General features: G+C 54.1%; 25 protein-coding genes. 16 read left to right on the forward strand and 9 right to left on the reverse strand.

Translation table 11 applies throughout. The annotated features are described in order from the left end of the window. The first annotated feature begins 90 nt into the window (after window positions 1–90). From JGF26_RS09620 to ftsP, 4 genes are all read left to right on the forward strand, one after another. The gene (locus JGF26_RS09620) at window positions 91–492 is read left to right on the forward strand and encodes a NirD/YgiW/YdeI family stress tolerance protein (RefSeq protein WP_134707973.1); all 402 of its coding nucleotides are present in this window, start codon (window positions 91–93) and stop codon (window positions 490–492) included. A gap of 118 nt (window positions 493–610) precedes the next feature. Beyond that, a complete protein-coding gene (gene parC, locus JGF26_RS09625) occupies window positions 611–2,869 on the forward strand; it encodes a DNA topoisomerase IV subunit A (RefSeq protein ID WP_134707972.1) in 2,259 nt (752 codons plus the stop codon). 163 nt (window positions 2,870–3,032) lie between these two features. Continuing rightward, on the forward strand, window positions 3,033–3,770 hold the full coding sequence (plsC, locus tag JGF26_RS09630) for a 1-acylglycerol-3-phosphate O-acyltransferase (RefSeq protein WP_049005051.1): 738 nt from the start codon (window positions 3,033–3,035) through the stop codon (window positions 3,768–3,770). Between the two features lie 58 nt (window positions 3,771–3,828). Next, window positions 3,829–5,241, forward strand: a complete 1,413-nt coding sequence (gene ftsP / locus JGF26_RS09635) for a cell division protein FtsP (RefSeq protein ID WP_028017172.1) — start codon at window positions 3,829–3,831, stop codon at window positions 5,239–5,241. A 32-nt stretch (window positions 5,242–5,273) separates the two neighbouring features. Here the strand turns inward: ftsP and JGF26_RS09640 are convergent, their stop codons facing one another. Then, window positions 5,274–6,749 carry a TrkH family potassium uptake protein gene (locus JGF26_RS09640; protein ID WP_028017173.1) on the reverse strand — a complete coding sequence of 492 codons (1,476 nt, stop codon included), beginning with the start codon at window positions 6,747–6,749 and terminating at the stop codon, window positions 5,274–5,276. A gap of 200 nt (window positions 6,750–6,949) precedes the next feature. Between JGF26_RS09640 and JGF26_RS09645 the strand changes: the two genes are divergently transcribed. Next, window positions 6,950–9,121 carry a YgiQ family radical SAM protein gene (locus JGF26_RS09645; RefSeq protein ID WP_049005048.1) on the forward strand — a complete coding sequence of 724 codons (2,172 nt, stop codon included), beginning with the start codon at window positions 6,950–6,952 and terminating at the stop codon, window positions 9,119–9,121. A 33-nt stretch (window positions 9,122–9,154) separates the two neighbouring features. Here the strand turns inward: JGF26_RS09645 and dkgA are convergent, their stop codons facing one another. Then, the gene (dkgA, locus tag JGF26_RS09650) at window positions 9,155–9,982 is read right to left on the reverse strand and encodes a 2,5-didehydrogluconate reductase DkgA (RefSeq protein WP_049005047.1); all 828 of its coding nucleotides are present in this window, start codon (window positions 9,980–9,982) and stop codon (window positions 9,155–9,157) included. Between the two features lie 105 nt (window positions 9,983–10,087). After that, window positions 10,088–11,251, reverse strand: coding sequence for an alcohol dehydrogenase (gene yqhD, locus JGF26_RS09655; RefSeq protein ID WP_028019645.1), 1,164 nt, complete (start codon window positions 11,249–11,251; stop codon window positions 10,088–10,090). A gap of 195 nt (window positions 11,252–11,446) precedes the next feature. Here yqhD and JGF26_RS09660 point away from each other — a divergent pair, with 195 nt between their 5' ends. Further along, window positions 11,447–12,346, forward strand: coding sequence for an AraC family transcriptional regulator (locus JGF26_RS09660; RefSeq protein WP_049005046.1), 900 nt, complete (start codon window positions 11,447–11,449; stop codon window positions 12,344–12,346). 46 nt (window positions 12,347–12,392) lie between these two features. Here the strand turns inward: JGF26_RS09660 and yghB are convergent, their stop codons facing one another. Together yghB and metC are read right to left on the reverse strand one after the other, a co-directional pair. Then, entirely contained in the window at window positions 12,393–13,052 is a 660-nt protein-coding gene (gene yghB, locus JGF26_RS09665) for a DedA family general envelope maintenance protein YghB (RefSeq protein WP_028019647.1), read from the reverse strand. Between the two features lie 143 nt (window positions 13,053–13,195). After that, window positions 13,196–14,383: a cystathionine beta-lyase gene (gene metC / locus JGF26_RS09670; protein ID WP_134707971.1), complete on the reverse strand. Its 1,188-nt coding sequence runs from the start codon at window positions 14,381–14,383 to the stop codon at window positions 13,196–13,198. A 251-nt stretch (window positions 14,384–14,634) separates the two neighbouring features. Here metC and exbB point away from each other — a divergent pair, with 251 nt between their 5' ends. Continuing rightward, the gene (gene exbB / locus JGF26_RS09675) at window positions 14,635–15,366 is read left to right on the forward strand and encodes a tol-pal system-associated acyl-CoA thioesterase (RefSeq protein WP_028019649.1); all 732 of its coding nucleotides are present in this window, start codon (window positions 14,635–14,637) and stop codon (window positions 15,364–15,366) included. Window positions 15,367–15,370: 4 nt separating this feature from the next. Continuing rightward, a complete protein-coding gene (gene exbD, locus JGF26_RS09680) occupies window positions 15,371–15,796 on the forward strand; it encodes a TonB system transport protein ExbD (protein ID WP_028019650.1) in 426 nt (141 codons plus the stop codon). A 45-nt stretch (window positions 15,797–15,841) separates the two neighbouring features. Here exbD and JGF26_RS09685 read toward each other — a convergent pair whose 3' ends face one another. Further along, the gene (locus tag JGF26_RS09685) at window positions 15,842–16,294 is read right to left on the reverse strand and encodes a hypothetical protein (RefSeq protein WP_028019651.1); all 453 of its coding nucleotides are present in this window, start codon (window positions 16,292–16,294) and stop codon (window positions 15,842–15,844) included. Window position 16,295: 1 nt separating this feature from the next. Then, entirely contained in the window at window positions 16,296–16,700 is a 405-nt protein-coding gene (locus JGF26_RS09690; protein WP_028019652.1) for a hypothetical protein, read from the reverse strand. A 103-nt stretch (window positions 16,701–16,803) separates the two neighbouring features. Here JGF26_RS09690 and JGF26_RS09695 point away from each other — a divergent pair, with 103 nt between their 5' ends. Further along, entirely contained in the window at window positions 16,804–17,307 is a 504-nt protein-coding gene (locus JGF26_RS09695) for a hypothetical protein (protein WP_028019653.1), read from the forward strand. A gap of 81 nt (window positions 17,308–17,388) precedes the next feature. After that, on the forward strand, window positions 17,389–17,877 hold the full coding sequence (locus JGF26_RS09700; RefSeq protein ID WP_023309169.1) for a TIGR00645 family protein: 489 nt from the start codon (window positions 17,389–17,391) through the stop codon (window positions 17,875–17,877). 44 nt (window positions 17,878–17,921) lie between these two features. Here the strand turns inward: JGF26_RS09700 and JGF26_RS09705 are convergent, their stop codons facing one another. Beyond that, on the reverse strand, window positions 17,922–18,962 hold the full coding sequence (locus tag JGF26_RS09705) for an aldo/keto reductase (RefSeq protein ID WP_134707970.1): 1,041 nt from the start codon (window positions 18,960–18,962) through the stop codon (window positions 17,922–17,924). 229 nt (window positions 18,963–19,191) lie between these two features. Between JGF26_RS09705 and JGF26_RS09710 the strand changes: the two genes are divergently transcribed. The 3 genes from JGF26_RS09710 to JGF26_RS09720 all read left to right on the forward strand — a co-directional run bounded on the left by JGF26_RS09710 (window position 19,192) and on the right by JGF26_RS09720 (window position 21,791). Continuing rightward, on the forward strand, window positions 19,192–20,739 hold the full coding sequence (locus JGF26_RS09710) for a methyl-accepting chemotaxis protein (RefSeq protein WP_028019655.1): 1,548 nt from the start codon (window positions 19,192–19,194) through the stop codon (window positions 20,737–20,739). Window positions 20,740–20,867: 128 nt separating this feature from the next. Continuing rightward, entirely contained in the window at window positions 20,868–21,122 is a 255-nt protein-coding gene (locus tag JGF26_RS09715) for a hypothetical protein (RefSeq protein WP_134707969.1), read from the forward strand. Between the two features lie 390 nt (window positions 21,123–21,512). Further along, window positions 21,513–21,791: a hypothetical protein gene (locus tag JGF26_RS09720; protein ID WP_134707968.1), complete on the forward strand. Its 279-nt coding sequence runs from the start codon at window positions 21,513–21,515 to the stop codon at window positions 21,789–21,791. Window positions 21,792–21,801: 10 nt separating this feature from the next. On the opposite strand, the gene JGF26_RS09725 is transcribed toward JGF26_RS09720, so the two are convergent. Continuing rightward, window positions 21,802–22,392 (reverse strand): TetR/AcrR family transcriptional regulator, encoded by a 591-nt coding sequence (locus tag JGF26_RS09725; RefSeq protein WP_134707967.1) that lies wholly within the window; start codon window positions 22,390–22,392, stop codon window positions 21,802–21,804. 141 nt (window positions 22,393–22,533) lie between these two features. Between JGF26_RS09725 and JGF26_RS09730 the strand changes: the two genes are divergently transcribed. From JGF26_RS09730 to JGF26_RS09740, 3 genes are read left to right on the forward strand one after another with little or no spacing between them, the layout of a single operon-like run. Beyond that, window positions 22,534–23,589, forward strand: a complete 1,056-nt coding sequence (locus tag JGF26_RS09730; protein ID WP_028019658.1) for a sugar phosphate isomerase/epimerase family protein — start codon at window positions 22,534–22,536, stop codon at window positions 23,587–23,589. 24 nt (window positions 23,590–23,613) lie between these two features. Further along, complete coding sequence (locus tag JGF26_RS09735) at window positions 23,614–24,510, forward strand: alpha/beta hydrolase (protein ID WP_134707966.1); 897 nt, start codon at window positions 23,614–23,616, stop codon at window positions 24,508–24,510. After that, the gene (locus JGF26_RS09740; protein WP_134707965.1) at window positions 24,500–25,402 is read left to right on the forward strand and encodes an alpha/beta hydrolase; all 903 of its coding nucleotides are present in this window, start codon (window positions 24,500–24,502) and stop codon (window positions 25,400–25,402) included. The genes JGF26_RS09735 and JGF26_RS09740 overlap by 11 nt, the downstream gene beginning before the upstream one ends. The last annotated feature ends 14 nt before the right edge of the window (window positions 25,403–25,416 follow it).

Here is a 25,416-nt window from a genome sequence, read left to right on the forward strand (position 1 = left end):
CAGCAATAATAAATAAATTTTTCCCTTAAGAAGTTGTTAAGGATTACCCTGTTAAATGGACTGCGAAACCAGATTAAAGGGAGAGTTAATATGAAAAAATTCGCTGCAATTGCCGCCATCATGATGATGACCACTGCCCCTGTTTTTGCTGCACAGGGTGGATTTAACGGCCCGTCGGCCACACAAACCCAGACCCAAACTCAGACAGGCGGCTTTGTCGATAATGACGCGAACCTCACCACCGCGGTGAAGGTGAAAGAGATGAAGGATGACAGCTGGGTGAAGCTGCGCGGGAACATCACCCAGCGCCTGTCCGACGATCGCTATACCTTCCGCGATGAGACCGGCACGGTCAACGTGGAGATTGACCACAAGCGCTGGAACGGCGTGACTGTAAGTCCACAGGATAAAGTGGAAATCCAGGGTAAGGTCGATAAAGAGTGGAACGACTTCGAAATCGACGTGAAGCAGGTTATTAAGCTGAACAAATAACCCGGAAAGGGCCGCATAAGCGGCCCTTTTTCTTTGTGACTCAACACGGCAGATAAGGTAGTATCTGCGGCAATATTGCCTGAAACCCTTCGGTTTCTGAGTTGAGGAATCACACGTAATGAGCGATATGGCAGAGCGCCTCGCGCTACATGAATTCACGGAAAACGCCTACCTGAACTACTCCATGTACGTCATCATGGACAGGGCGTTGCCGTTTATCGGGGATGGCCTGAAGCCTGTTCAGCGCCGCATCGTCTATGCGATGTCCGAGCTGGGGCTGAATGCCAGCGCCAAGTTCAAGAAATCCGCCCGTACCGTTGGTGATGTACTGGGTAAATACCATCCACACGGCGACAGCGCCTGTTATGAAGCGATGGTGTTGATGGCACAGCCGTTCTCTTACCGCTATCCACTGGTGGATGGCCAGGGGAACTGGGGGGCGCCGGACGATCCAAAATCCTTCGCAGCGATGCGTTATACCGAATCCCGTCTGTCTAATTATGCCGAAGTGCTGCTGGGCGAACTGGGTCAGGGAACCGTTGACTGGGTGCCAAACTTCGACGGCACGCTGCAGGAGCCGAAGATGCTGCCTGCGCGCCTGCCGAACATTCTGCTGAACGGCACCACCGGTATCGCGGTTGGTATGGCGACAGATATCCCGCCGCACAACCTGCGTGAAGTGGCGAAAGCCGCCATCACCCTGATTGAACAGCCGAAAACCTCGCTGGACGAGCTGCTGGATATTGTGCAGGGGCCGGACTATCCAACCGAAGCGGAGATCATCACCTCCCGCGCGGAAATCCGTAAAATCTACCAGAACGGTCGCGGCTCCGTGCGTATGCGCGCGGTGTGGACCAAAGAAGACGGTGCGGTGGTGATCACCGCGCTGCCGCATCAGGTCTCCGGCGCCAAAGTGCTGGAGCAGATCGCCGCCCAGATGCGCAATAAGAAGCTGCCGATGGTGGACGATCTGCGCGACGAATCGGATCACGAGAACCCGACTCGTCTGGTGATCGTGCCGCGTTCCAACCGCGTGGACATGGAGCAGGTGATGAACCACCTGTTTGCCACCACCGATCTGGAAAAAAGCTACCGCATCAACCTGAACATGATTGGCCTCGACGGGCGTCCGGCGGTGAAAAACCTGCTGGAGATCCTCACCGAATGGCTGACGTTCCGCCGCGATACGGTACGCCGTCGTCTGAACCACCGTCTGGAGAAAGTGCTTAAGCGCCTGCATATCCTCGAAGGTTTGCTGGTGGCGTTCCTCAATATCGACGAAGTGATTGAGATCATTCGTACCGAGGACGAGCCTAAGCCTGCGCTGATGTCGCGCTTTGGCATCAGCGAAACCCAGGCCGAAGCGATCCTCGAACTGAAACTGCGCCATCTTGCCAAACTGGAAGAGATGAAGATCCGCGGTGAGCAGAGCGATCTGGAAAAAGAACGCGATCAGCTGCAGGCGATCCTCGCGTCCGAACGCAAGATGAACAACCTGCTGAAAAAAGAGCTGCAGGCCGATGCCGATGCTTTCGGCGACGACCGTCGTTCTCCGCTGCACGAGCGCGAAGAAGCGAAGGCGATGAACGAGCACGACATGCAGCCGTCCGAGCCGGTGACCATTGTCCTGTCGCAAAGCGGCTGGGTGCGTAGTGCTAAAGGCCACGACATCGACGCGCCAGGGCTGAGCTACAAAGCGGGCGACAGCTTCAAAGCCGCCGTGAAAGGGAAGAGCAACCAGCCGGTGGCGTTTATCGATTCTACGGGCCGTAGTTACGCGATTGACCCAATCACGCTGCCTTCCGCGCGCGGGCAGGGCGAGCCGCTCACCGGCAAGCTGACGCTGCCGCCGGGTGCCACGGTTGACCATATGCTGATGGAAGCCGACGAGCAGAAACTGCTGCTGGCGTCTGATGCCGGTTACGGTTTTATCTGTACCTTTAACGATCTTGTCTCTCGCAACCGTGCCGGTAAGGCGCTGATTAGCCTGCCGGATAACGCCCACGTTATGCCGCCGCTGGTGATTGAGAATGAGAGTGACATGCTGCTGGCGATCACCACCGCCGGGCGTATGCTGATGTTCCCGGTTAGCGATCTGCCTGAACTGTCAAAAGGCAAGGGTAACAAGATCATCAACATCCCGTCGGCGGAAGCAGCGAAGGGTGAAGATGGTCTCGCGCACCTCTTCCTTCTGCCGCCGCAGAGCACGCTGACCATTCATGTCGGTAAGCGTAAAATCAAACTTCGTCCGGAAGAGTTGCAGAAGGTCGTTGGTGAGCGCGGCCGTCGCGGTTCACTGATGCGTGGCCTGCAGCGTATTGACCGCGTGGAGATTGACTCTCCTGCACGCAGCACCGCAGGTGACAGCGAAGAGTAATGTCGTGATATCCCCCTCTGTCCGGAGGGGGAGTTTCAATAAAATTTCCCGTAAAATCGTTGTTAATTCGTGCGTTGCGATTAACAATACGCGCTCGTAATAAAGTCCTTACCTGGCCACAGGTGAAGTATAATTGTCAGCTGTTGGGGCTTCAGAGGTCGCTATGCTATACATTGTTCGTCTTATTCTTACCGTTATCTACTGCATTCTGGTCTGTATTTTCGGCTCTATTTATTGCCTGTTCAGCCCGCGTAATCCGAAGCATGTTGCCACCTTTGGTCATATGTTTGGTCGTCTTGCGCCGCTGTTTGGTCTGAAGGTTGAAAAACGTCTGCCGGAAGGCGCTGAGAATTTCGGTAATGCCATCTTTATCGCTAATCATCAGAACAACTACGATATGGTGACGGCCTCTAATATCGTTCTTCCACCAACCGTGACGGTGGGGAAAAAGAGCCTCCTGTGGATCCCGTTTTTCGGCCAGTTGTACTGGCTCACCGGTAACCTGCTGATCGACCGTAATAACCGTGCAAAAGCGCACAGCACTATTGCGGAAGTCGTGAATCATTTTAAAAAACGCAGAATATCCATCTGGATGTTCCCGGAAGGGACGCGCAGCCGTGGTCGTGGCCTGCTGCCGTTTAAAACTGGCGCGTTTCATGCCGCAATTGCGGCAGGTGTTCCAATTATTCCTGTGTGTGTTTCCAATACTTCTAATAAGATTAATCTTAATCGCCTGAATAATGGGTTGGTAATTGTCGAAATGCTGCCACCCGTCGATACCAGCAAATACGGTAAAGATCAGGTGCGTGAGCTGGCAGCACACTGCCGCGAGCTGATGGCTCAGCATATTGCGCTGCTCGACAAAGAAGTCGCAGAGAGAGAAGCCGCCGGTAAGATTTAATCCGGCGTTAAAGGGAAAACGAATTCCCGCGTTGTTAGTCGTTTCAGATGGAGCTTATATGTCACTCAGTCGGCGTCAGTTTATTCAGGCTTCAGGGATCGCCCTTTGTGCGGGTGCGATGCCGCTGACAGCCAGCGCCGCCGGGCAGCAACAGCCGCTGCCCATTCCGCCGTTAATTGAATCCCGTCGCGGACAACCGCTTTTCCTGACATTACAGCGCAGCCACTGGTCCTTTACCCAGGGGACGCGTGCGCCGGTATGGGGCATTAACGGGCGTTACCTTGGGCCGACCATACGCGTGTGGAATGGCGATGACGTTAAACTCATCTACAGTAACCGCACGTCCGAAAATGTTGCCATGACCATCAGCGGTTTACAGGTTCCTGGCCCGCTGATTGGCGGTGCGCCGAGGATGATGTCACCCAATGCTGACTGGGCGCCAGTGCTGCCCATTCGTCAGAGTGCGGCAACGCTGTGGTATCACGCCAATACCCCTAACCGCACTGCACAACAGGTGTATAACGGTCTGGCCGGGATGTGGCTGGTAGAAGATGAGGTCAGCAAATCCCTGCCGATCCCGAATCACTACGGTGTGGATGATTTCCCGATCATTATCCAGGACAAACGTCTGGATAATTTCGGTACGCCGGAATACAGCGAGCCGGGCAGCGGTGGCTTCGTCGGCGACACGCTGCTGGTCAATGGTGCGCAAAGCCCCTACGTTGAAGTCTCGCGTGGCTGGGTGCGTCTGCGTCTGCTCAACGCCTCAAACTCACGCCGTTATCAGCTGAAAATGAGTGATGGCCGCGCGCTGCACGTGATCTCCGGTGACCAGGGCTTTTTACCTGCGCCGGTTTCCGTCAAACAACTGGCGCTGTCGCCGGGTGAACGTCGTGAAATTCTCATTGATATGACGAATGGGGATGAAGTGTCTGTCACCTGCGGTGAAGCGGCAAGTATTGTTGACCGTATTCGAGGGTTCTTTGAGCCGTCGAGCATTCTTGTTTCTACCCTGGTGCTGACCCTGCGCCCAACCGGTCTGCTGCCGTTGGTGACCGACAGCCTGCCCATGCGCCTGCTGCCGCAGGAGATCATGAGCGGTTCGCCAGTGCGCAGCCGCGATATCAGCCTGGGCGACGATCCGGGTATCAACGGTGCGCTGTGGGACGTCAACCGTATCGACATTACCGCGCAGCAGGGTAGTTGGGAGCGCTGGACCGTGCGTTCCGACATGCCGCAGTCGTTCCATATTGAAGGTGTGTCATTCCTGATCCGCAACGTGAACGGCGCGATGCCTTTCCCGGAAGACCGTGGCTGGAAAGACACCGTCTGGGTGGATGGTCAGGTCGAACTGCTTGTCTACTATGGTCAGCCTTCGTGGCCGCACTTCCCGTTCCTGTTCCACAGCCAGACGCTGGAGATGATGGACAGGGGGTCAGTGGGGCAGATGCTGGTCAACCCTGCGCCATAACCCCCCGACATTCCCGGTTCGCCGGGAATGTTTTATGCCCGCCAGAAAAAGCGCGAGAAGAGGATCAGCACCGGATAAATTTCCAGACGCCCTAAGATCATCGCTGCGCACATCAACAGCTTGGCCTCTTCTTTTAACGTCCCGAAGGTGGACGCGGTCTCGCCAAAACCCAGCCCCATGTTATTGATACAGGCAGCGACTGTTGCAAATGACGTAAACAGGTCGTAGCCCATCAGATTGAGCGCCCAGACAAAAAAGCCCGTAATCATCACGTAGAGGAAAAAGAAGCTCCATACCGAGCGCAGGACGCGTTCATTCACCACGCTTTTACCGACCTTGATACTCAGTAGCGCGCGCGGATGTGCAAGCTGATTCATTTCCTGAATACTCTGTTTGAACATGATCAGAAAACGCAGCGCTTTTATCCCGCCACAGGTCGATCCCACACAGCCACCAAAAAAGCTGGCGCTCAACAGCAGGAAAATGGTGTGGGCAGGCCAGTGCGCATAATCGGCCGTCGAAAGGCCGTTATCGGTCATCATCGAACTGGCCAGGAAGAAAGCATGAACCAGGCTATCCGTCGCGTTGTACATCCCCGCATGCCAGACCTGCCAGGCGGTAATGACAATCACCACTGCGGCGGCACCCAGAAAGAATTTAACCTCCGGGCTGCGGCGAATCGGCTTCAGGGTGCGTCTGACAATCGCGACGTACCAGAGGGTGAAGTTGAACGCGGAGAGCAGCGAAAACGCGCCAGCGACGAGTTCAATCGCGTGGCTGTCGTAAAAACCAATGCTCTCGCTGCGGGTAGAGAATCCGCCCAATGACACGGTCGAAAGTCCGTGACAGATGGCGTCAAAAAAAGACATGCCCGCCAGCCAGTAGGCCAGGGTGCAGGCCGCGCCCAGCGCGAAGTAAGTTACCCACAGCGTGCGCGCGGTATCGGCAAGGCGGGGAGTCAGACGCTCCTCCTTGAACGGCCCCGGCATCTCTGACTGATACAGTTTCATACCACCTATGCCCAGCAGCGGCAGGACCGCGACGGCCAACACGATGACGCCTAAGCCACCAATGAAATTCAGCTGGGCGCGGTAATATAGGTACGACTTAGGCAGGGCGCTGACGTCCCCGATTACCGTTGCACCGGTAGTGGTTATCCCGGAAACCCCTTCGAAGAGCGCGTCAGCAAAGGAAAGATGCAGACCATCGTCCATCCATAACGGCATGGCACTGATCAATGAAAACAGCAGCCAGAACAGCACGATAATCACAAACCCGTCGCGGGTACGCAGCTGAATACCGGCATGACGGGTTGCCCTCCACGTCACTCCACCCAGGCTGAAAAAGGTTAAAAAGGTGGTTAAAAACGCAAAGTAGGTCCGCTCTTTATTCAGCAGGGCGATGACCATTGGCGGCAGCATCGAAAGGCTGTACAGCAGAACCAGAAAACCGCAGAGGTGAAGGACAACCCGCAGCTGGGAAATGTGTAACGAATCGTTGGACTTCACAGCAGAACTCCGCGCAAGAACACGTTCCGGGGGCAAAACACCGGAAGATATAGTGGATATTATGATCCAAAATTAACAGGGCGCTGTATTTTAACGACTTCCAGGAATATCTGTCTGCTTCATGCATCCTTTTCTTCAAATGTGGCGGATGAACAGCGTATAATCCGGCTCCTTTTGTCTATTTTTTCTTCGGAAGCATTATGAGCGCAATTTCCCTGATCCAGCCGGATCGTGACCTCTTCTCCTGGCCCCAGTACTGGGCGGCCTGCTTTGGACCGGCGCCGTTCCTGCCGATGTCCCGGGAAGAGATGGACCAACTGGGCTGGGACAGCTGCGACATCATTCTGGTCACGGGCGATGCCTACGTTGACCATCCGAGCTTCGGCATGGCCATTTGTGGCCGCATGCTCGAAGCACAAGGCTTCCGCGTGGGGATCATCTCTCAGCCTGACTGGAACAGCAAAGACGACTTTATGCGTCTGGGTAAACCCAACCTGTTCTTCGGCGTAACCGCCGGCAACATGGATTCGATGATCAACCGCTATACCGCTGACCGTAAGCTGCGTCATGACGATGCCTATACCCCGGATAACGTGGCGGGTAAACGTCCGGACCGCGCCACCCTGGTGTATACCCAACGCTGTAAAGAAGCCTGGAAAGATGTGCCGGTGATCCTGGGCGGCATTGAAGCAAGTCTGCGCCGCACCGCGCACTACGATTACTGGTCAGATACCGTGCGCCGCTCGGTGCTGGTGGATTCTAAAGCCGACATGCTGATCTACGGTAACGGCGAGCGTCCGCTGGTGGAAGTCGCACACCGTCTGTCGCAGGGGGAACCGGTGAGCAGTATTCGCGACGTGCGTAACACCGCGATCATGGTGAAAGAGGCGCTGCCGGGCTGGAGCGGGGTCGATTCCCGTATTATTGATATGCCGGGCAAAATCGACCCTATCCCACATCCTTACGGCGAAGATCTGCCGTGTGCCGATAACAAGCCGGTTGAGCCGAAAAAAGCGGAAGCGAAGGCGATTGTTGTACAACCGCCACGCCCGAAACCGTGGGAAAAAACGTATGTACTGCTGCCGTCCTACGAGAAGGTAAAAGCTGACAAAGTGCTCTACGCGCATGCGTCGCGTATTCTGCACCATGAAACCAACCCGGGCTGTGCCCGCGCACTGCTGCAGAAACACGGCGAGCGCTATATCTGGATCAACCCGCCAGCGATCCCGCTGTCAACTGAAGAGATGGATAGCGTCTTTGCGCTGCCGTATAAGCGCGTGCCGCACCCGGCATATGGCAACGCCCGTATCCCGGCGTATGAGATGATCCGCTTCTCGATCAACATCATGCGCGGCTGCTTCGGCGGGTGCTCGTTCTGCTCTATTACCGAGCATGAAGGACGCATTATCCAGAGCCGCTCTGAAGATTCGATCATCAATGAGATCGAAGCCATTCGCGATACCGTACCGGGTTTTACTGGCGTGATCTCCGATCTTGGCGGCCCAACCGCCAACATGTACATGCTGCGCTGTAAGTCGCCGCGTGCAGAGCAAACCTGCCGTCGTCTCTCATGCGTCTATCCGGACATCTGCCAGCACATGGATACCAACCATGAGCCGACAATCAATCTCTATCGCCGCGCCCGCGACCTTAAAGGCATCAAGAAGATCCTCATCGCCTCCGGGGTACGTTACGACATCGCCGTGGAAGATCCGCGCTACATTAAAGAGCTGGCAACGCACCACGTTGGCGGCTATCTGAAGATTGCGCCGGAGCACACCGAAGAAGGCCCGCTGTCGAAAATGATGAAGCCGGGCATGGGCAGCTATGATCGCTTTAAACAGTTGTTCGATACCTACTCTAAGCAGGCAGGGAAAGAGCAGTACCTGATCCCTTACTTCATCTCTGCCCACCCGGGTACGCGCGATGAGGACATGGTGAACCTGGCGCTGTGGCTGAAACAGCGTCGCTTCCGTCTGGATCAGGTGCAGAACTTCTACCCGTCACCGCTCGCCAACTCGACGACCATGTATTACACCGGCAAGAACCCGCTGAGTAAGATTGGTTATAAGAGCGAAGACGTGGTGGTGCCAAAAGGGGATAAACAGCGCCGTCTGCACAAAGCGCTGCTGCGTTATCACGATCCGAAAAACTGGCCGCTGATCCGTCAGGCGCTGGAAGATATGGGTAAAAAGCACCTGATTGGCTCGCGTCGCGACTGTCTGGTACCGGCTCCTACCCTGGATGAAATGCGCGAGGCGCGTCGTCAGAATCGCAATACGCGCCCGGCGTTGACCAAGCACACACCGATCGTGCACCAGCGTTCAAACGGTGGGACGACGGCGAAGAAGCCAGCCAAACGTAAAGCGTAAAATAAAAACCCCGGCAAGCCGGGGTTTTTTTATCTATCCGCCAAACTGATCCGGGTCTGGCCCAAGCCGTTTGCCCTTATCCAGTTTCGCAATCTCACCCAACTCATCTTTGTCCAGGCGGAAATCCCAGACGTCGAAGTTCTCGGCGATGCGCGAAGGGGTGACCGATTTCGGGATCACCACCAGGCCGTTATCCAGATGCCAGCGAATCACAATCTGTGCTGGCGTCTTACCGTATTTATCCGCCAGGTCGCGAATAATTTTCTGATCAAATACGCCTTCACCACCCTGAGCCAGCGGGCTCCAGGATTCGGTCTGGATATTGTGGGTTGCGTTCCAGGCGTGAAGCTGGCGCTGCTGCATCAGCGGGTGCAGCTCGATCTGATTGATGACAGGAGCGATACCCGTCTCGTCGATCAGGCGCTGCAGATGGTGAACCTGGAAATTACAGACACCGATACTTTTCACCCGCCCCTCTTTTTGCAGCTCAATCATTCCTTTCCAGGCATCAACATAATGGTCGATAGCCGGAACAGGCCAGTGCATCAGCCAGAGATCGATGTAATCGAGCTGGAGCTTGTCCAGGCTCTCCTGCAGGGCTTCGCGGGGGCGCTTTTGATCGTCGTTCCACAGTTTAGTGGTAATGAAAAGGTCGTCGCGGGGCAGGCCAGCGCTGGCCAGTGCCTTACCCACACCGTCTTCGTTTTTGTACGCAGCGGCGGTATCAATCGACCTGTAGCCGACTTCCAGGGCTTTATGAATGGCGGAGACGACCTCGTCGTTACCGGCTTTCCATACGCCGAGCCCCAGTTGGGGCATCACGTTGCCGTCCTTCAGCCTGATTACGGTTTGGTTTGCCATTTTTCCTCCTTCAGGTGCGCATCGTCGGAGGGTTTCTCCGACGATGGGGTGTGCATTAAGTCTGGACGAAATGTCAAAAAACGAAAGTCGGGAGGACAAAAACGCTTAGCGTGCCGCTTCGTAGATACGACGGCTCACGTCCAGCGTGATGTCGCCGTGCTCACCCAGGTGAGTCATACCGTGTTCTTCCAGTTTCGCCAGCAGGGCAGGGATGGAGCTACCATCCAGGCCGTAGCCAGAGAGACGCGTTGGCACGCCCAGGCCTTCAAAGAAGTTGCGGGTCGCTTCGATGGCGGCATCAATACGCGCATCGTCAGAACCTTCGGTAATGTTCCACACGCGCTCGGCGTACTGCAGCAGTTTGGCGCGTTTGGTGTCACGTTTTTCGTTCCACAGCGCAGGCAGTACTACGGCCAGCGTCTGAGCGTGATCCAGACCGTGCATGGCCGTCAGTTCGTGGCCCAGCATATGGGTTGCCCAGTCCTGAGGCACACCCGCACCGATCAGGCCATTAAGCGCCTGCGTTGCCGCCCACATCACATTGGCGCGAACATCGTAGTTTTCTGGCTCTTTCAGCGCTTTCGGACCTTCTTCAACCAGCGTCAGCAAAATGCCTTCCGCGAAGCGATCCTGAATTTTGGCATCCACCGGGTAGGTCACGTACTGCTCAACGGTATGCACAAAGGCGTCGACCACACCGTTAGCCACCTGACGTGCAGGCAAGGTGTAGGTGTAAACCGGGTCGAGGATGGCGAACACAGGCTGAACGTGTTCGTTCATAAAGGCCTGTTTATCACCGGTGGTTTTGCGGGAGATCACGGCACCTTTGTTGGATTCAGAGCCTGTGGCTGGCAGAGTCAGTACCGAGCCCATCGGGATAGCGCTTTTCACATCGCTGCCACGGGTTTCCAGGATATGCCATGGGTCGATGCCGTCAGCGTAATGTGCCGCTGCGGCGATGAATTTGGTGCCGTCCAGCACTGAGCCACCGCCAACGGCCAGCAGGAAGGTGATGTTCTCTTCGCGGGCGATTTTCACTGCATTCATCAGCGTTTCGTAAGACGGGTTTGGCTCAATGCCGCCGAATTCACGCACGTCCAGACCTTCCAGGGCACTGTAAACCTGATCCAGCACGCCGGTTTTTTTCACGCTGCCGCCACCGTAGGTGATCAGTACGCGGGCGTCAGCAGGGATCTGTGCGCGCAACTCGGCAATAGCGCCTTTACCAAACAGAATGCGGGTTGGGGTGTGGAGATTAAAGTTGTTCATTGCTCGTTCCCTTATGTGGGTGAAAAATCGTGGTGGCGCAGAAGGCTACCTGATGCTGCACATTGTGGCTGTCCGGGGCTATCCTCTCAATGCACATTCCTGCCGATGTCTTGCCCATTTCTACAGAGCGCTGGAGAAAGCGCGGAAAAGCACGCACACTATCAACGTCGGAAACCGTACCCGGAGTAACGTAATATGAACCGTGAAGCGATCTGTCATCAGCTCACAATGCAGATTAAGAGACTGATAGATAATGAAAATGGTGTCAGCAATTTGCTGCCGGACATTCGCCTGCTCTACGGTACGCAACCCGGAACGCGCACGCCGGTCATGTATCAACCAGGCATCGTTTTTCTCTTTTCTGGCCATAAAATTGGCTATATCAATGAACGAGTCTTCCGTTACGACACCAATGAATACCTGCTGCTGACAGTACCTTTACCCTTTGAATGTGAAACTTTCGCGACAGAGGCCGTTCCGCTGGCGGGTATTCGCGTCAATGTCGATATTCTTCAGTTGCAGGAGCTGCTGATGGAGATTGGTGAAGACGAGCTTTTCCAGCCGTCAATGGCGTCAAGTGGGATTAACTCGGCAACGCTATCGGAGGAGATCCTCTGTGCCATTGAACGCCTGCTGGACGTGATGGAAAGGCCGCTGGATGCACGTATTCTCGGCAAGCAGATTATCCGCGAAATTCTCTACCATGTACTGCTGGGGCCGGGGGGAGGGGCTTTACTCGCGCTGGTGAGCCGACAGACCCACTTCAGCCTGATAAGCCGCGTGCTCAAGCGTATTGAAAGTCAGTACACGGAAAACCTGAGCGTCGACCAGCTCGCGGCAGAAGCGAATATGAGTGTCTCGGCGTTTCACCATAATTTTAAGTCGGTGACCAGCACTTCACCGCTGCAGTATCTCAAAACCTACCGCCTGCATAAGGCGCGAATGCTGATGATCCACGATGGCATGAAGGCCAGCGCGGCGGCGATGCGGGTGGGCTATGAAAGTGCGTCGCAGTTCAGTCGGGAGTTTAAGCGCTACTTCGGCGTCACGCCGGGGGAAGATGCGTCACGTATAAGAACCATGCAGGGAGCGTGAAGGGGAAGCTTAGGCCGGGTAAGCGGTAGCGCCACCCGGCTTTTGTTTATGCACTGCAGTACTTTTTCTTAATCACTACCGCAATGGTCCCTACCAGCCCTGCCACCAGCAGGAAAATCGGCAGCACCATCAGGAAGGTCATCACCTGATCTTCGTGGTGTTTCACGAACGGGATCATATTCAGCGCGTAGCCGAGCGTCGTGACCACACCAACCCACAACAGGGCGCTCAGCCAGTTAAAGAACTGGAAGCGGCGGTTCGACAGACCAGAAATGCCCGCCATTGTTGGCAGCAGAGTACGAACAAACGCCAGAAAGCGCCCGGCCAGCAGTGCCAGCAGGCCATGCCGATCAAACATGCAGGTCGCACGTTGATGATATTTATGCGGTAACTGGGCCAGCCAGCTTTTCACGACGCGCGTGTTCCCAAGCCAGCGGCCCTGCAAATAGCTCAGCCAGCAGCCCAGGCTGGCTGCGGAAGTGAGGATCACCATCGTTGGCGTGAAGTCCATGACGCCTTTGCCGATCAACGCCCCGGCAAGTAAAAGCAAACTGTCACCGGGTAAAAATGACGCTGGCAGTAATCCATTTTCCAGAAACAGAGTCGCGAACATCACGAAATAGACGATACCTAAGACGTGAGGGTCCGCCAGCGCGGCAAAATCGTGTTGCCAGAGCGCTGCGATAATATCTTGAATAACAGCCATGGACTTTCCTGTGGAACAGCAGATATAGAGCTATTGTACTCCTTTATTTGCGCTTCGGGTTTGATCCCGGGCGCAACTAATGCGGACTTTTCTGGTGGCAATGTTCACAAAAACGTCCAGGGAGTACATTTTCAGCCAGCACTCTACACGATACGTTCAAACCCTGCTGTTAAATCCGCGATTAAATCGTCAACATTTTCTAAACCGATATGCAGTCGGATCAGGGTTCCGCTGAAGTCCACTTCACCACCGGGACGCAAAGCCGCGATCTGCTCCGGTTGGTTTGGCAGGATCAGGGATTCAAAGCCGCCCCAGGAGTAGGCCATGCTGAAGAGGGTAAAATTATCCAGATAGTTTGCCAGTTCGTCATTATTCAGCCGTTTTTTAAGAACGAATGAGAACAAACCGCTACTCCCCGTAAAGTCCCGTTGCCAGTATTCATGACCTTTGCTGCCGGGCAACGCCGGATGGTTGACGCGCTCAACCTGCGGGTGTTGCGCCAGCCATTCGGCTATTTTCAGGCTGCTTTCGTGATGCTGACGCAGACGCACGCCCAGCGTACGGAGCCCGCGGCTGGTCATGTAGGCGGTATCCGCATCCACCATTTGCCCCATCAGGTAGGCATTTTCACGCAGCTGATCCCAGCAGCGTGCATTGGATACCGCAGTGCCAATCATGCCGTCAGAATGGCCAATCAGGTATTTGGTCGCCGCCTGGATCGAGATATCAATGTCAAACTCCAGTGCTTTAAACAGCACGCCCGCCGCCCACGTGTTGTCGATCATGATGATCGCTTCTGGCGATTTGCTGCGAACCGCTTTCACGATAGCCGGGACGTCGTGGACTTCCATGGTGAGTGACCCTGGAGATTCCAGGAACACGATACGCGTGTTTGGCTGAATAAGTTCTGCGATGCCTTCGCCGATCAGCGGGTCGAACCAACCGGTTGTTACGCCGAGCTTACTGAGGATTTTGGTGCAGAAGTCCTGGCTGGGTTCATAGGCGGTGTTGGTCATCAGGATATGATCGCCATGTTCCACAAACGCCAGAATAGTATTGGCGACGGCTGCCGCCCCACACGGGAACAACGCACAGCCCACGCCGCCTTCCAGTTCGCACATGGCCTCCTGGAGTGAAAAATGGGTTAGCGTGCCGCGACGACCATAAAAAAGTCCGCCTTTTGCGCGGTTACGCGTGGCGATTTTTTTCTCCTCAACGGTATCAAATACCAGTGAGGAGGCTCGTTGAATCACGCTATTGACCGATCCCTGGGTGTATTTTTTGCTGCGTCCTGCCTGTACCAGCGTGGTATCAAGATGCTTCTTTGTCATGTTCGCTAACCCTGTTTTTATACGTCTGGACGTCCAGACTACCACGATTGTAAAAAACTGCACCCGGATGCTTATCGAATAAGCAGAAAATATTAGCAAAAAACCGCATAAGAAATTTTTACTGCGTAAGCGCAAGGAAAGTGAGCGAAAATTACGGCACCATGCAAATACTAATGAGAACTACTATCAATTCGACGATGTTTTGATATTATTACGTTCAGATTTTGTGATTTGCGTCCTGGAGATACAGAGTGGGTAATAATTTGATGCAGACGGATCTCTCCGTTTGGGGCATGTATCAACATGCTGACATCGTGGTTAAGATTGTGATGATCGGCCTGATTCTGGCGTCCGTTGTCACATGGGCTATCTTCTTCAGCAAAAGTGCTGAACTGCTTTCGCAGAAGCGTCGCCTTAAGCGGGAGCAACAGCAACTGGCTGAAGCCCGCTCTCTGGATCAGGCTTCAGATATGACCTCATCCTTCCACGTAAAAAGCCTGACCACCCTGTTAGTTAATGAAGCTCAGAACGAGCTGGAACTTTCCGCTGGCAGTGAAGATAACGAAGGTATTAAAGAACGTACCGGCTTCCGTCTGGAGCGTCGTGTTGCCGCTGTAGGTCGACATATGGGCCGTGGCAATGGTTATCTGGCGACGATCGGTGCGATCTCGCCGTTCATCGGGCTTTTCGGTACGGTCTGGGGCATCATGAACAGCTTTATCGGTATCGCGCAGTCTCAAACTACCAACCTTGCGGTGGTTGCGCCGGGTATCGCGGAAGCGCTGCTGGCGACGGCAATCGGTCTGGTTGCAGCAATCCCGGCTGTGGTTATCTACAACATCTTCGCGCGTATGATTGGCAGTTACAAAGCCACTCTCGGTGATGTTGCAGCACAGGTTCTGCTGCTGCAAAGTCGCGATCTTGATTTGAATGCCAGCTCGGTTAAGCCGGTGCACGCGGCGTCTAAACTGCGCGCAGGTTGATGCTATGGCGATGCGTCTGAACGAAAATCTGGACGATAACGGCGAAATGCATGAAATCAACGTAACGCCGTTTATCGACGTTATGCTGGTTCTGCTGATTATCTTCATGGTGGCTGCGCCGCTGGCGACGGTGGATGTGAAGGTGAATCTACCTGCCTCTTCCAGCCAGCCACAGCCGCGCCCGGAGAAGCCAATCTATATCTCGGTAAAAGCGGATAAATCCATGTTCCTCGGGAACGACCCGGTGACGGCCGACTCTGTCATCCCGGCGCTGGATCAGCTCACGGGTGGCAAGAAGGACACCACGGTCTTCTTCCGTGCGGATAAAACCGTCGATTATGAAACCATGATGAAGGTAATGGACACGCTGCATCAGGCGGGTTATCTGAAGATTGGGCTGGTCGGCGAAGAGAAAGCGACCGTGAAGTAAAAAAGAGCTGGCGAAAGCCGGCTTTTTTTATGCATATCGGTTTGATTATTTTTTTGTATCAGTGGATGCAGGAGCGGTCGGGTGAGAAGCCAGCGCGTCCTCATCAAGCGCCACGCAGGTGACGTTTGAGGTACGGTACTCACCGTCTGACAGCTTGCGCGTCAGACGCAGGGTGGCGATTTCTCTGGCAAGCAGATACTGATAATTGGCCTCAAGACGTCCCAGTACCTTCTCTTTCAGCTCTGGACGCTGCTCGATGATGGCATTCACCACGGCACCGTAAATTTCTTCTTTGACCTGTAGCGGGTAAATTTCACGGCGATTCTGCCATTTCAGACGCACCAGCGTCGCCGGGATCGATACCAAATCTTGTGTTATACGCGTCATCTCGTCATTTTTTGTCTTTCTCAGCGCGTCGAGATTTTGCTTTAAGATAAATTCATCACTTTTTTTATCATCTAAAGTCAAATAAACGTCGTTATTTTTAATTTCTTTCACGTTAATCTTCCCCCAGGGTGTAAAATATAGGGTTGTTTTTTTCTCGTGTAATTAGATTAAGCCAAATTTCATTGCCCGCTTCATTTATTTCTTCTGTTTTTTCGGCCATTATTTGACTTAGTTTCTGGGCATCTATTTCGCCTTCGGCTTGCAGGTCATTCAGCAGATGGACAAAGGCTTCAATTTTTATAGCGCGAAATAAGCGGTCCTTTATATGACGATCGTGCTCTTCCAGCAACATATTACGGGATTTCCCTGTTTGGGAAACGCCAATTAATATGTCAGGCTCGAAATCGGAGAGCTTTCTTTTTCCCTGAGTGAAACTCGCCTCTTTTTCTGCTTCCGCGGGTTGCTGTTCCACAGACGCAATGTGGTACTTAGCCGGGACGAGATAGTCGGGCAGCATTTTTAATTTCCTTTAATTTCAACAGGGTGGGGTTGGTAAAGGCGTGAGATTCGTTGACAATATCATGAGGCAATTTTAAAATCAAAAAAAATGGAGCCTACCCATGAACAGCATCTTTTTTACGGTCATCACATTACTATTACTGACCGCTGGTGTTCTTTTATTGATGCAGGAATTCAATAAAACGAAAGTGTCGAAGGACGCCAGTGAACCTCCACAACCTGAACGGATGACAAAAGAGGAAGGGGAAGATCATTTCTCTGTATTGATGAACTCAGTAACGCCTGTTTGGTACTGGCGGGTGAACCATGAATATATCGACTTTTTACACGCGACAATTAAACGCATGAAAATGTCGGAAATTAATGATACGCCCGGACTGTTTGAGGCACAGCGTCGCTGCAGCGACCTGAATTCAGCAGTGTATAAATATTATGATAATATCAAAAAACGCTGTCTGAACGGTGAGAAAGTATCATATTCTGACCTCGACGTATTAAATCTGCGTCAGTGCTTTCGTGAGTTCAGTCTGGAAGCCTATCCTGAGCTGGTGGCGCTTGTCTGGCCTGAGTACGCACGTCCGGAGGTTAACCCGGATAACGTCTGAGTGACGTACCGTTGAGTTATTGCAAACAGTCAGCGCCGTTGAGATATACTGGGCGCTGGTTTCTTTTGCAAACAGGACTTTATGGAACGCTTTTTTGAAAATGCCATGTACGCCTCTCGCTGGATACTGGCTCCCGTCTATTTTGGCCTTTCGCTGGCGCTTATCGCTCTGACGATTAAGTTCTTTCAGGAAATCTGGCATGTTCTGCCGAACATTTTTTCCATTGCCGAAGCGGATTTGATTCTGGTTCTGCTGTCGCTGGTAGATATGACCCTGGTGGGCGGACTGCTGGTGATGGTGATGTTCTCTGGCTACGAAAATTTTGTCTCCCAGCTTGATATCGACGAGCGTAAAGAGAAGCTCAGCTGGCTGGGCAAAATGGATGCTTCATCGCTGAAGAATAAAGTGGCCGCGTCGATTGTGGCAATCTCCTCTATCCACCTGTTACGCGTATTTATGGACGCGAAAAATGTCCCGGATAACAAACTGATGTGGTACGTCATTATCCATCTGACGTTTGTGTTGTCTGCATTTGTGATGGGGTATCTGGATAAGATCAGTAAGAAGTAAAGTACGTGTCCCCCTCGCCCTACGGGCTGAGGGGGCGAAAAGACCTATTTATCCGATGATGCCTGCCACAGGTTCAACTCCCCGTCCGCAACATGTCGATCAATCCTTTCCAGCTCATCTTCGCTGAAGTGCAGGTTATCCAGGGCCCGAACGTTTTCTTCGATCTGGGCCGGGCGACTTGCACCGATCAGCACTGAGGTAACGCGTTCATCCTTGAGCAACCAGCTCAGTGCCATCTGCGCCATCGTCTGTCCACGGACATGCGCCATTTCACTCAGCAAACGCAGGCTGTTGAGATTGGCTTCGGTCAGCATTTTTTCCGTCAGGCCGCGTACCTTTTTACCCTCGCGCTGCATGCGAGAATCTTCAGGGATCCCGTTCAGATATTTTCCGGTAAGCAACCCCTGCGCCAGCGGGGTAAACGCAATGCAACCCGTCCCGTTTTGCTTAAGCGTATCCAGCAGGCCGGTGTTATCTACCCAGCGGTTGAGCAGGTTGTAGGATGGCTGATGAATAAGCAGCGGAATTTTCCACTCACGCAACAGGTCAGCCATTTTCTGGGTGCGCTCCGTTGAATAGGATGAAATCCCGATATACAGCGCTTTACCGCTTAGCACAGCATGGGCCAGTGCCGCCGCAGTCTCTTCCATCGGCGTATTTTCATCGACGCGATGGGAATAGAAAATATCAACATACTCCAGACCCATCCGCTTCAGACTTTGATCGAGACTGGCAAGCAAATATTTGCGCGAACCGCCTGACCCATACGGCCCCGACCACATGTCGTAACCCGCTTTAGTGGAGATAATCAGTTCGTCGCGATACGCGGAAAAATCCTCACGCAGCAGGCGGCCGAAATTCTCTTCCGCGCTGCCTGCCGGAGGGCCGTAGTTATTGGCGAGATCGAAATGAGTAATGCCGAGATCGAAGGCTTTGCGCAGCAGCGCGCGCTGGGATTCGAGAGGGTGTACGTGGCCAAAGCTATGCCACAAACCAAGCGATAGTGCTGGCAGGCGCAAGCCGCTTTTTCCGCAGTAGCGGTACTGCATATTTTCATAGCGGGCGGGGTCAGGGTTCCAGGACATGATGTCTCCTTTTTTATCGTTGAATTTTCGAAACAACGTTTTCATTCTGAACTTATCACATCACAAATGACATAACTAAGCGCGAGGTGATGGTTAACGTCAGCTGTGTGACTAATGAAGTCACGCTAATCAAAAATGATCACAAAACGTTATAATTTCCCCGGTTCCTGCCGATAACGAGAGAAGTACTCGCCTCTGGGCGAATTCACCCTCACGGCAAGGAAGACTTATGAATATGCTCCGTAATTTCACGATCCGCTTCGTCATGCTGACGATTCTCGGGATCTTTTGTTTAATGTGGGCGGGTGTTGGCCTGTACAGTACCTGGTCCCTTTCGCGTGTTTCGGATGGCAATGACGTGGATCGTCAACTGGTCAAACAGATGACGGTACTCAGTCAGGGCAACGATCAGTATTTCCGCTTTGTGACCCGTTTGAGCCGTGCGATGGAAGTCAAAGCCGCAGGCGGCACGCCGGATTTGGCCTCTGCCCAACAGGCGCTGGATAACATGGGTAAGAAACTGGCCGAGATGAAAGCGATCTCGCCAGGACCAATGGACGAACAGATTTCTGCTCAGGTTATCGGTACCTGGCAGGCGTTGCTTGATCAAGGTATCACGCCGCAAATGCAGCAGGCGAAGCTGGAGACTCTGGATGGCTATCGCCAGCAGGCCAATAACGTTACCCCGCCGCTAAGCCGTGCGTTTGGTGCTGCTGCCGAGAACTTTAACAACGCGGCCGCGAAGGCGCTCGACAGCACCCGCGTGGTGGTGGACAACCTGACCAGCATGACGCGTACGGTGATTATCACCGCCACTATTATCGGCCTGCTGATCCTGCTTTTCACCGACCGCTACCTGGTCGCGATGCTGGTCAAACCGCTGGACCGCATTCGCCAGCAGTTCCGCCAGATTGCCCAGGGCGATCTCAGTCAGCCAATTGAACCCTTCGGCCGCAACTGCGTGGGACAGTTGGTTCCTCTGTTGAGCGCGATGCAGGACAGTCTGCGCGAAGCGGTCAGCACTATCCGCTCCGGCAGTGAAAATATCTGGCGCGGTGCGACGGAAATCTCCAGCGGTAATAACGATCTCTCTTCCCGTACCGAAGAGCAGGCTGCCGCACTGGAAGAGACGGCTGCCAGCATGGAACAACTGACTGCAACCGTGAAACTGAATGCGGAAAGCGCGCGTCAGGCAAGCCAACTGGCAGATGTGGCATCGACCACCGCCAGCCGTGGCGGCTCGCTGGTGGAAGAAGTGGTGACCACCATGAGCGGCATTTCTGAAAGCTCGAAGAAAATTGCTGAAATCACTAACGTCATCAACAGCATTGCCTTCCAGACCAACATTCTGGCACTCAATGCGGCCGTTGAAGCGGCGCGCGCGGGTGAGCAGGGGCGTGGTTTCGCCGTGGTGGCGGGTGAAGTCCGTAACCTGGCAAGCCGTAGCGCCAACGCGGCAAAAGAAATTGAAGGGCTGATCGCTGATTCCGTTAATCGGGTAGAGCAGGGGGCGCAGCTGGTGGGCGACACAGGCACCACCATGGATGCGATTTTGCGCGACGTGACGGAAGTGACAACCATTATGAAGCAAATCGCCTCCGCCTCTGAGGAGCAAAGCAAGGGCATTTCGCAGGTCGGGATTGCCATTACCCAGATGGACGGCGTTACCCAGCAAAACGCCTCGCTGGTGGAAGAGGTTTCCGCAGCAGCGGCAGCGCTGGAGCGTCAGACCGAAGATCTTCAGCGCTCGGTGCAAAAGTTCCGCCTGACGGCATAGCGCAACGTTGCAAGGCCGCCTTGTGCGGCCTTGCATTATTAACGCCTTCCTCATTCAGCGCGCGCTGAAACTGCTATTCTTTTGCTAACCCCCCTGACGTTCTGGGCTCTCTTCTATGAGGTGTTGCTATGAACAGATCGTTGTCAGTTATCCCTGTTCTCTCTTTCATTTTTCTGATGCTGTTCTCGGTTTTTGCCAGTGCGACCCAGCAGGCGCAGGAGCGGCGTATGTCGCGTGATGTCAGGCAGGAAACCCGCGACGCGTCACGGCAGGTGAAGCAGACCTGCGTGGCGAACAATAACCAGAGTAATCACGACTGCCGTCAGGACAAGCGTCAGATGAAACAGGCCGGACGGCAAAAAGCGCGGGATATTAAGTATTAATCAGATTTGCGAGACGGCTTCCGGGAATGCCCCTTGTCGGCTCGGGTAATACTGCCAGGTCTTAACCCAGTTGCTGCTCGGTCGCGCCCTGCCAGAGGAGATGGCGAGCGTGATAGAGGATTTGCTGTGTGAGCTGGTGGGATATTACGCCGATACGCTGAAAGCGCCGCGCTGGATAAATACGCCGGAAGGTCATATCGCGATTAATTAAAATTGTTTTATGTTGCCGGGCGGCGGCTGCGCCTTGCCCGGCCTGCGTTATTATTTTCATGTGTTAATGTAACAATATATTTGGCATTTTCTGCACCGTAACGGCGATGGGAATTAATATAGCCTTAAGCTCCTCCCGACATTATTAATTTTCTTATTTTACCGGAAATAATACAGTCTATGAAAAAGTCCTATATTGTATTGGCCGTCATGGCAGGCTTGGCTATGGTTAATTCAGCAATGGCGCAAAGCGTCACCGTGGATGTCCCGAGCGGTTATAAAGTGGTGATTGTCCCGTCATCCACCACGGTTCCGCAGGCGGTAACCGTCGCGCCTGCACCGTCACAAACTGTCTATGCCGCGCCAGCGGCTGCTCCGGTTTATCACCCGCGTGCGCGGCATGTGGCGAGCGTGGCGGAAGGGATGGTGATTGAGCATCAGTACGACGATCATCATTGATGCTTCGCACTCAGCAATGCGGCAGCAGGCTAAGCGCTTGCTTAACCGCCGCCTGCAAACGAGATTCCGGAACACCGTCTCTGGCCTGCACCGACAAACCATGTAAAAAGACGGCAAAATAGTCTCCCAGACTCTCTGCATCGGTCGTATCCGGCAGTTCACCGTTATGCACTGCCTGGTGGAGACGATCGATGATCTGCTGCGTACGCTGCAGGCGATGCTGTGCCAGCCAGGTTTTGAGCGTTTCATTTTCCGCACTGACGCTGGCTGCAGAGGCCACCACCATACATCCTTGCGGCATATCCGGATGGCAGTACAGGTGAACCGCATCCATTAACAGCGTCTGGATGGTATCCCGCACGTTGCCCCCTGCGGATAAGGCCCGATCCGCAAAACCGCCTTCCTGTTTTTCGTAATCGGCGATAGCTTCCCGAAAGAGCTGCTCTTTTGAACCGAACGCCTTGTAAATCCGTGCCGATGCAATCCCCAGCTCTGCTACCAGATCCGACATTGAGGTTCCTTCATAACCCTGTCGCCAGAACAGGTTGCGCGCTTTGATAAGCGCCTGGTCACGATCGAACTGGCGCGGTCTGCCTGCCATTTTGTTGCTCCGGTTGGTCCTGAATTCAGTGAAACAGGATCGCCTAAATCATCTGGATTACCAACGAATTTATAATTTTCGCTTGCGGTTATCCGGCTTTACTCCTATTGTTTGTCAATCGACAAACAATAGGAGTATACGATGAAAACCCTCAAAGGTCCCTCTCTCCATCTGGCTCAGTTCAGCGATGATGCGGCCCCATTCAATAATTTGCCTGCGATAGCCCGGTGGGCGGCGGAAACGGGGTTTAGCGCTCTGCAAATCCCGGTATGGGATCGCCGTCTCTTCGACGTGGCGACGGCGGCAGAAAGCCAGACCTACTGCGACGATCTGACCGGTATGCTGGCGGAGCATGGCCTGGTGGTGAGTGAGCTGACCAGCCACATCTTCGGCCAACTGATGGCGGTACATCCTGCTTACGACAGCTTATGCGACAGCTTTGCGCCGCCGGAAGTCCACGGCAACCCACTGGCCCGCGGCGAATGGGCACAGCAACAGCTGCTGATGGCGGTCAAGGCCTCTGCCAGGCTTGGACTCAGCGATCTGGGTACCTTCTCTGGCTCGCTGGCGTGGCCCTATTTGTTCCCGTTCCCGCAGCGCCCGGAAGGGTTAATTGAAACCGCCTTTGACGAGCTGGCCAGGCGCTGGATGCCGGTGCTTAACGCCTGTGACGAGCAGGGTATTAACCTCTGCTATGAGATCCACCCGAGCGAAGATCTGCATGATGGGGTGACGTTTGAAATGTTTTATCAAAGGGTGAAAGAGCATCCCCGCTGCCGGATACTTTTCGACCCCAGCCACATGGTGCTACAGCAGCTTAACTATCTGGAGTTTATTGATATTTATAAGGACATGATCAACATGTTCCACGTCAAAGACGCTGAATTTAATCCGACCGGGCGTCAGGGTATTTATGGTGGCTATCAGTCGTGGGTCGATCGTGCAGGACGTTTTCGCTCATTAGGTGACGGCCAGGTGGATTTCAGGGCTATTTTCTCGAAGCTGACTCAATACGATTATGCCGGCTGGGCAACCCTGGAATGGGAGTGCTGTCTGAAAAATCCGCTGGATGGTGCCAGAGAAGGGGCTGCGTTCATCCGCGACCACATTATTCACATCACCGATAAAGTCTTCGATGATTTCGCCGGTGCACCGGTGAACCCTCAGCAAATTAACGCATTACTCGGCATTCGCTAAGCCACGACATCACAGGGAGTCCCCATGGAACAACAATACGGTGAGATCGCGCACGCGGATCTCAGGGCAGAACACGTCTATACGAAAGTGAACGGACAGCGCATCCACTGCGTCGTGGCGGGAAAAGGACAACCGGTATTGCTGATACCGGGCTGGCCGCAGACCTGGTATACCTGGCGCTATGTCCTTCAGGCGCTGGCGGCGGCGGGTTTTCAGGCGATAGCGGTCGACCCTCCGGGCATTGGTGAGTCAGATAAACCGCGCGACGGCTATGATACCGGACGTGTCGGTGCCATGCTGCATACCATGATGGCGCAACTGGGCCATGCGCGTTATAGCATAGTGGGTCACGATATCGGCATGTGGGTTGGTTATGCCATGGCGAGCGATTTTCCTCAGGCAATAGAACGAATTGTGCTGACAGAAGCGGTTATCCCTGGACTGGCACCACCACCGCCGATTTTTGTCGCACCGGAAGAGAACATCTTTCTCTGGCACTTCATGTTCAATCAACTGGCGGATCTACCCGAAACCCTGACCAGCGGGCGCGAATCACAGTATCTCAGCTATATTTTCGACCGCTGGTCTCATCGACGTGAACGGGTTGCCGCAGAGGTGTATATCGCCGCCTATTCAACGCCCGGCGGGCTGCGTGCGGGATTCGACTATTATCGCGCTATACCGGAAACCATCCGGCAGAACCAGCGCCGTGCGCAAACGCCTTTAACCATGCCGGTGTTAACGGTGGGGGCCGAACATGCGACGCGCGATGCGCCGTTGATAACCCTACAGGGCAATGCCCTTGATTTGCGTGGCGAGATGGTGGCGGACTGCGGGCATTTTATTACCGAAGAGTGTCATGAGGCGTTTATTGGGCTAATCGTACCCTTTCTCTCAGAGGACACCGATCGTGCCGCTTGATAAACACATTGCTGACTTTCTGGCTGCGTCATCGGGCGCGCCGCAACCGGCGTCGTTAGCCGACCTGCGTGCTGCCACCGAAGTGGATTTGTTGCGGCTACAGGGTGAGGAGGAAACAGGTTGCGGCATTCAACATTACGTTGTTATCGCTGATGATGGTTACGCTATCGGTCTTCGCGCGTATACGCCTGCTGCCTCAAACGCTGAAATCGCGCTGCCTGCAATGCTGTTTGCTCACGGCGGCGGATGGTGTCTGGGCTCGCTGTCGCTGTACGATCGGCCCTGTCAGGCACTGGCCAATGCTACTGGTCGGAAAATACTCTCCGTTGATTACCGTCTGGCACCGGAGTTCCCCTTCCCAAGGCCGTTAGAAGATGTTTATCAGGCACTGTGCTGGGCCAGTGAACAGGCCGCGCTTTTGGGGATAGATGCGACCCGTCTGGCGGTGGGCGGCGACAGTGCTGGCGGCAATCTTGCTGCCGCGACAGCTCTGCTGGCCCGGGATCGCGGCGGACCTCACATTGAGCATCAGTTGCTGCTCTACCCGGCGTTAAGTCGCGAAATGTCGTCCCAAAGCTATTGTGAATTTGCTGAAGGTTATTATTTAACGCGTGATGCGATGGTGTTTTGCTGGGAGAACTATCTGGGAGAATGTCGTCATCCTTATGCCGAGCCGCTGCATATGGCCTCGCTGAGGGGGTTACCGCCAGCAACCATCCTGAGTTGTGAATATGATCCCTTGCGCGATGAGGCTGAAGAGTATGCTCTGCGGCTTGAGGAGGCGGGGGTGCCAGTACGCTGTGAACGGTTGCCGGGAATGGTGCATGCCTGCATGCATATGTCAGGGTTAACGCCAGCCGCGCGTCGGTTATTCGAACGGGCTTGTATCTAATTCAAAAAAACAAA

The sequence above is a fragment of the Enterobacter sp. E1 genome (assembly GCF_016809815.1).
GTDB lineage: Bacteria > Pseudomonadota > Gammaproteobacteria > Enterobacterales > Enterobacteriaceae > Enterobacter > Enterobacter adelaidei.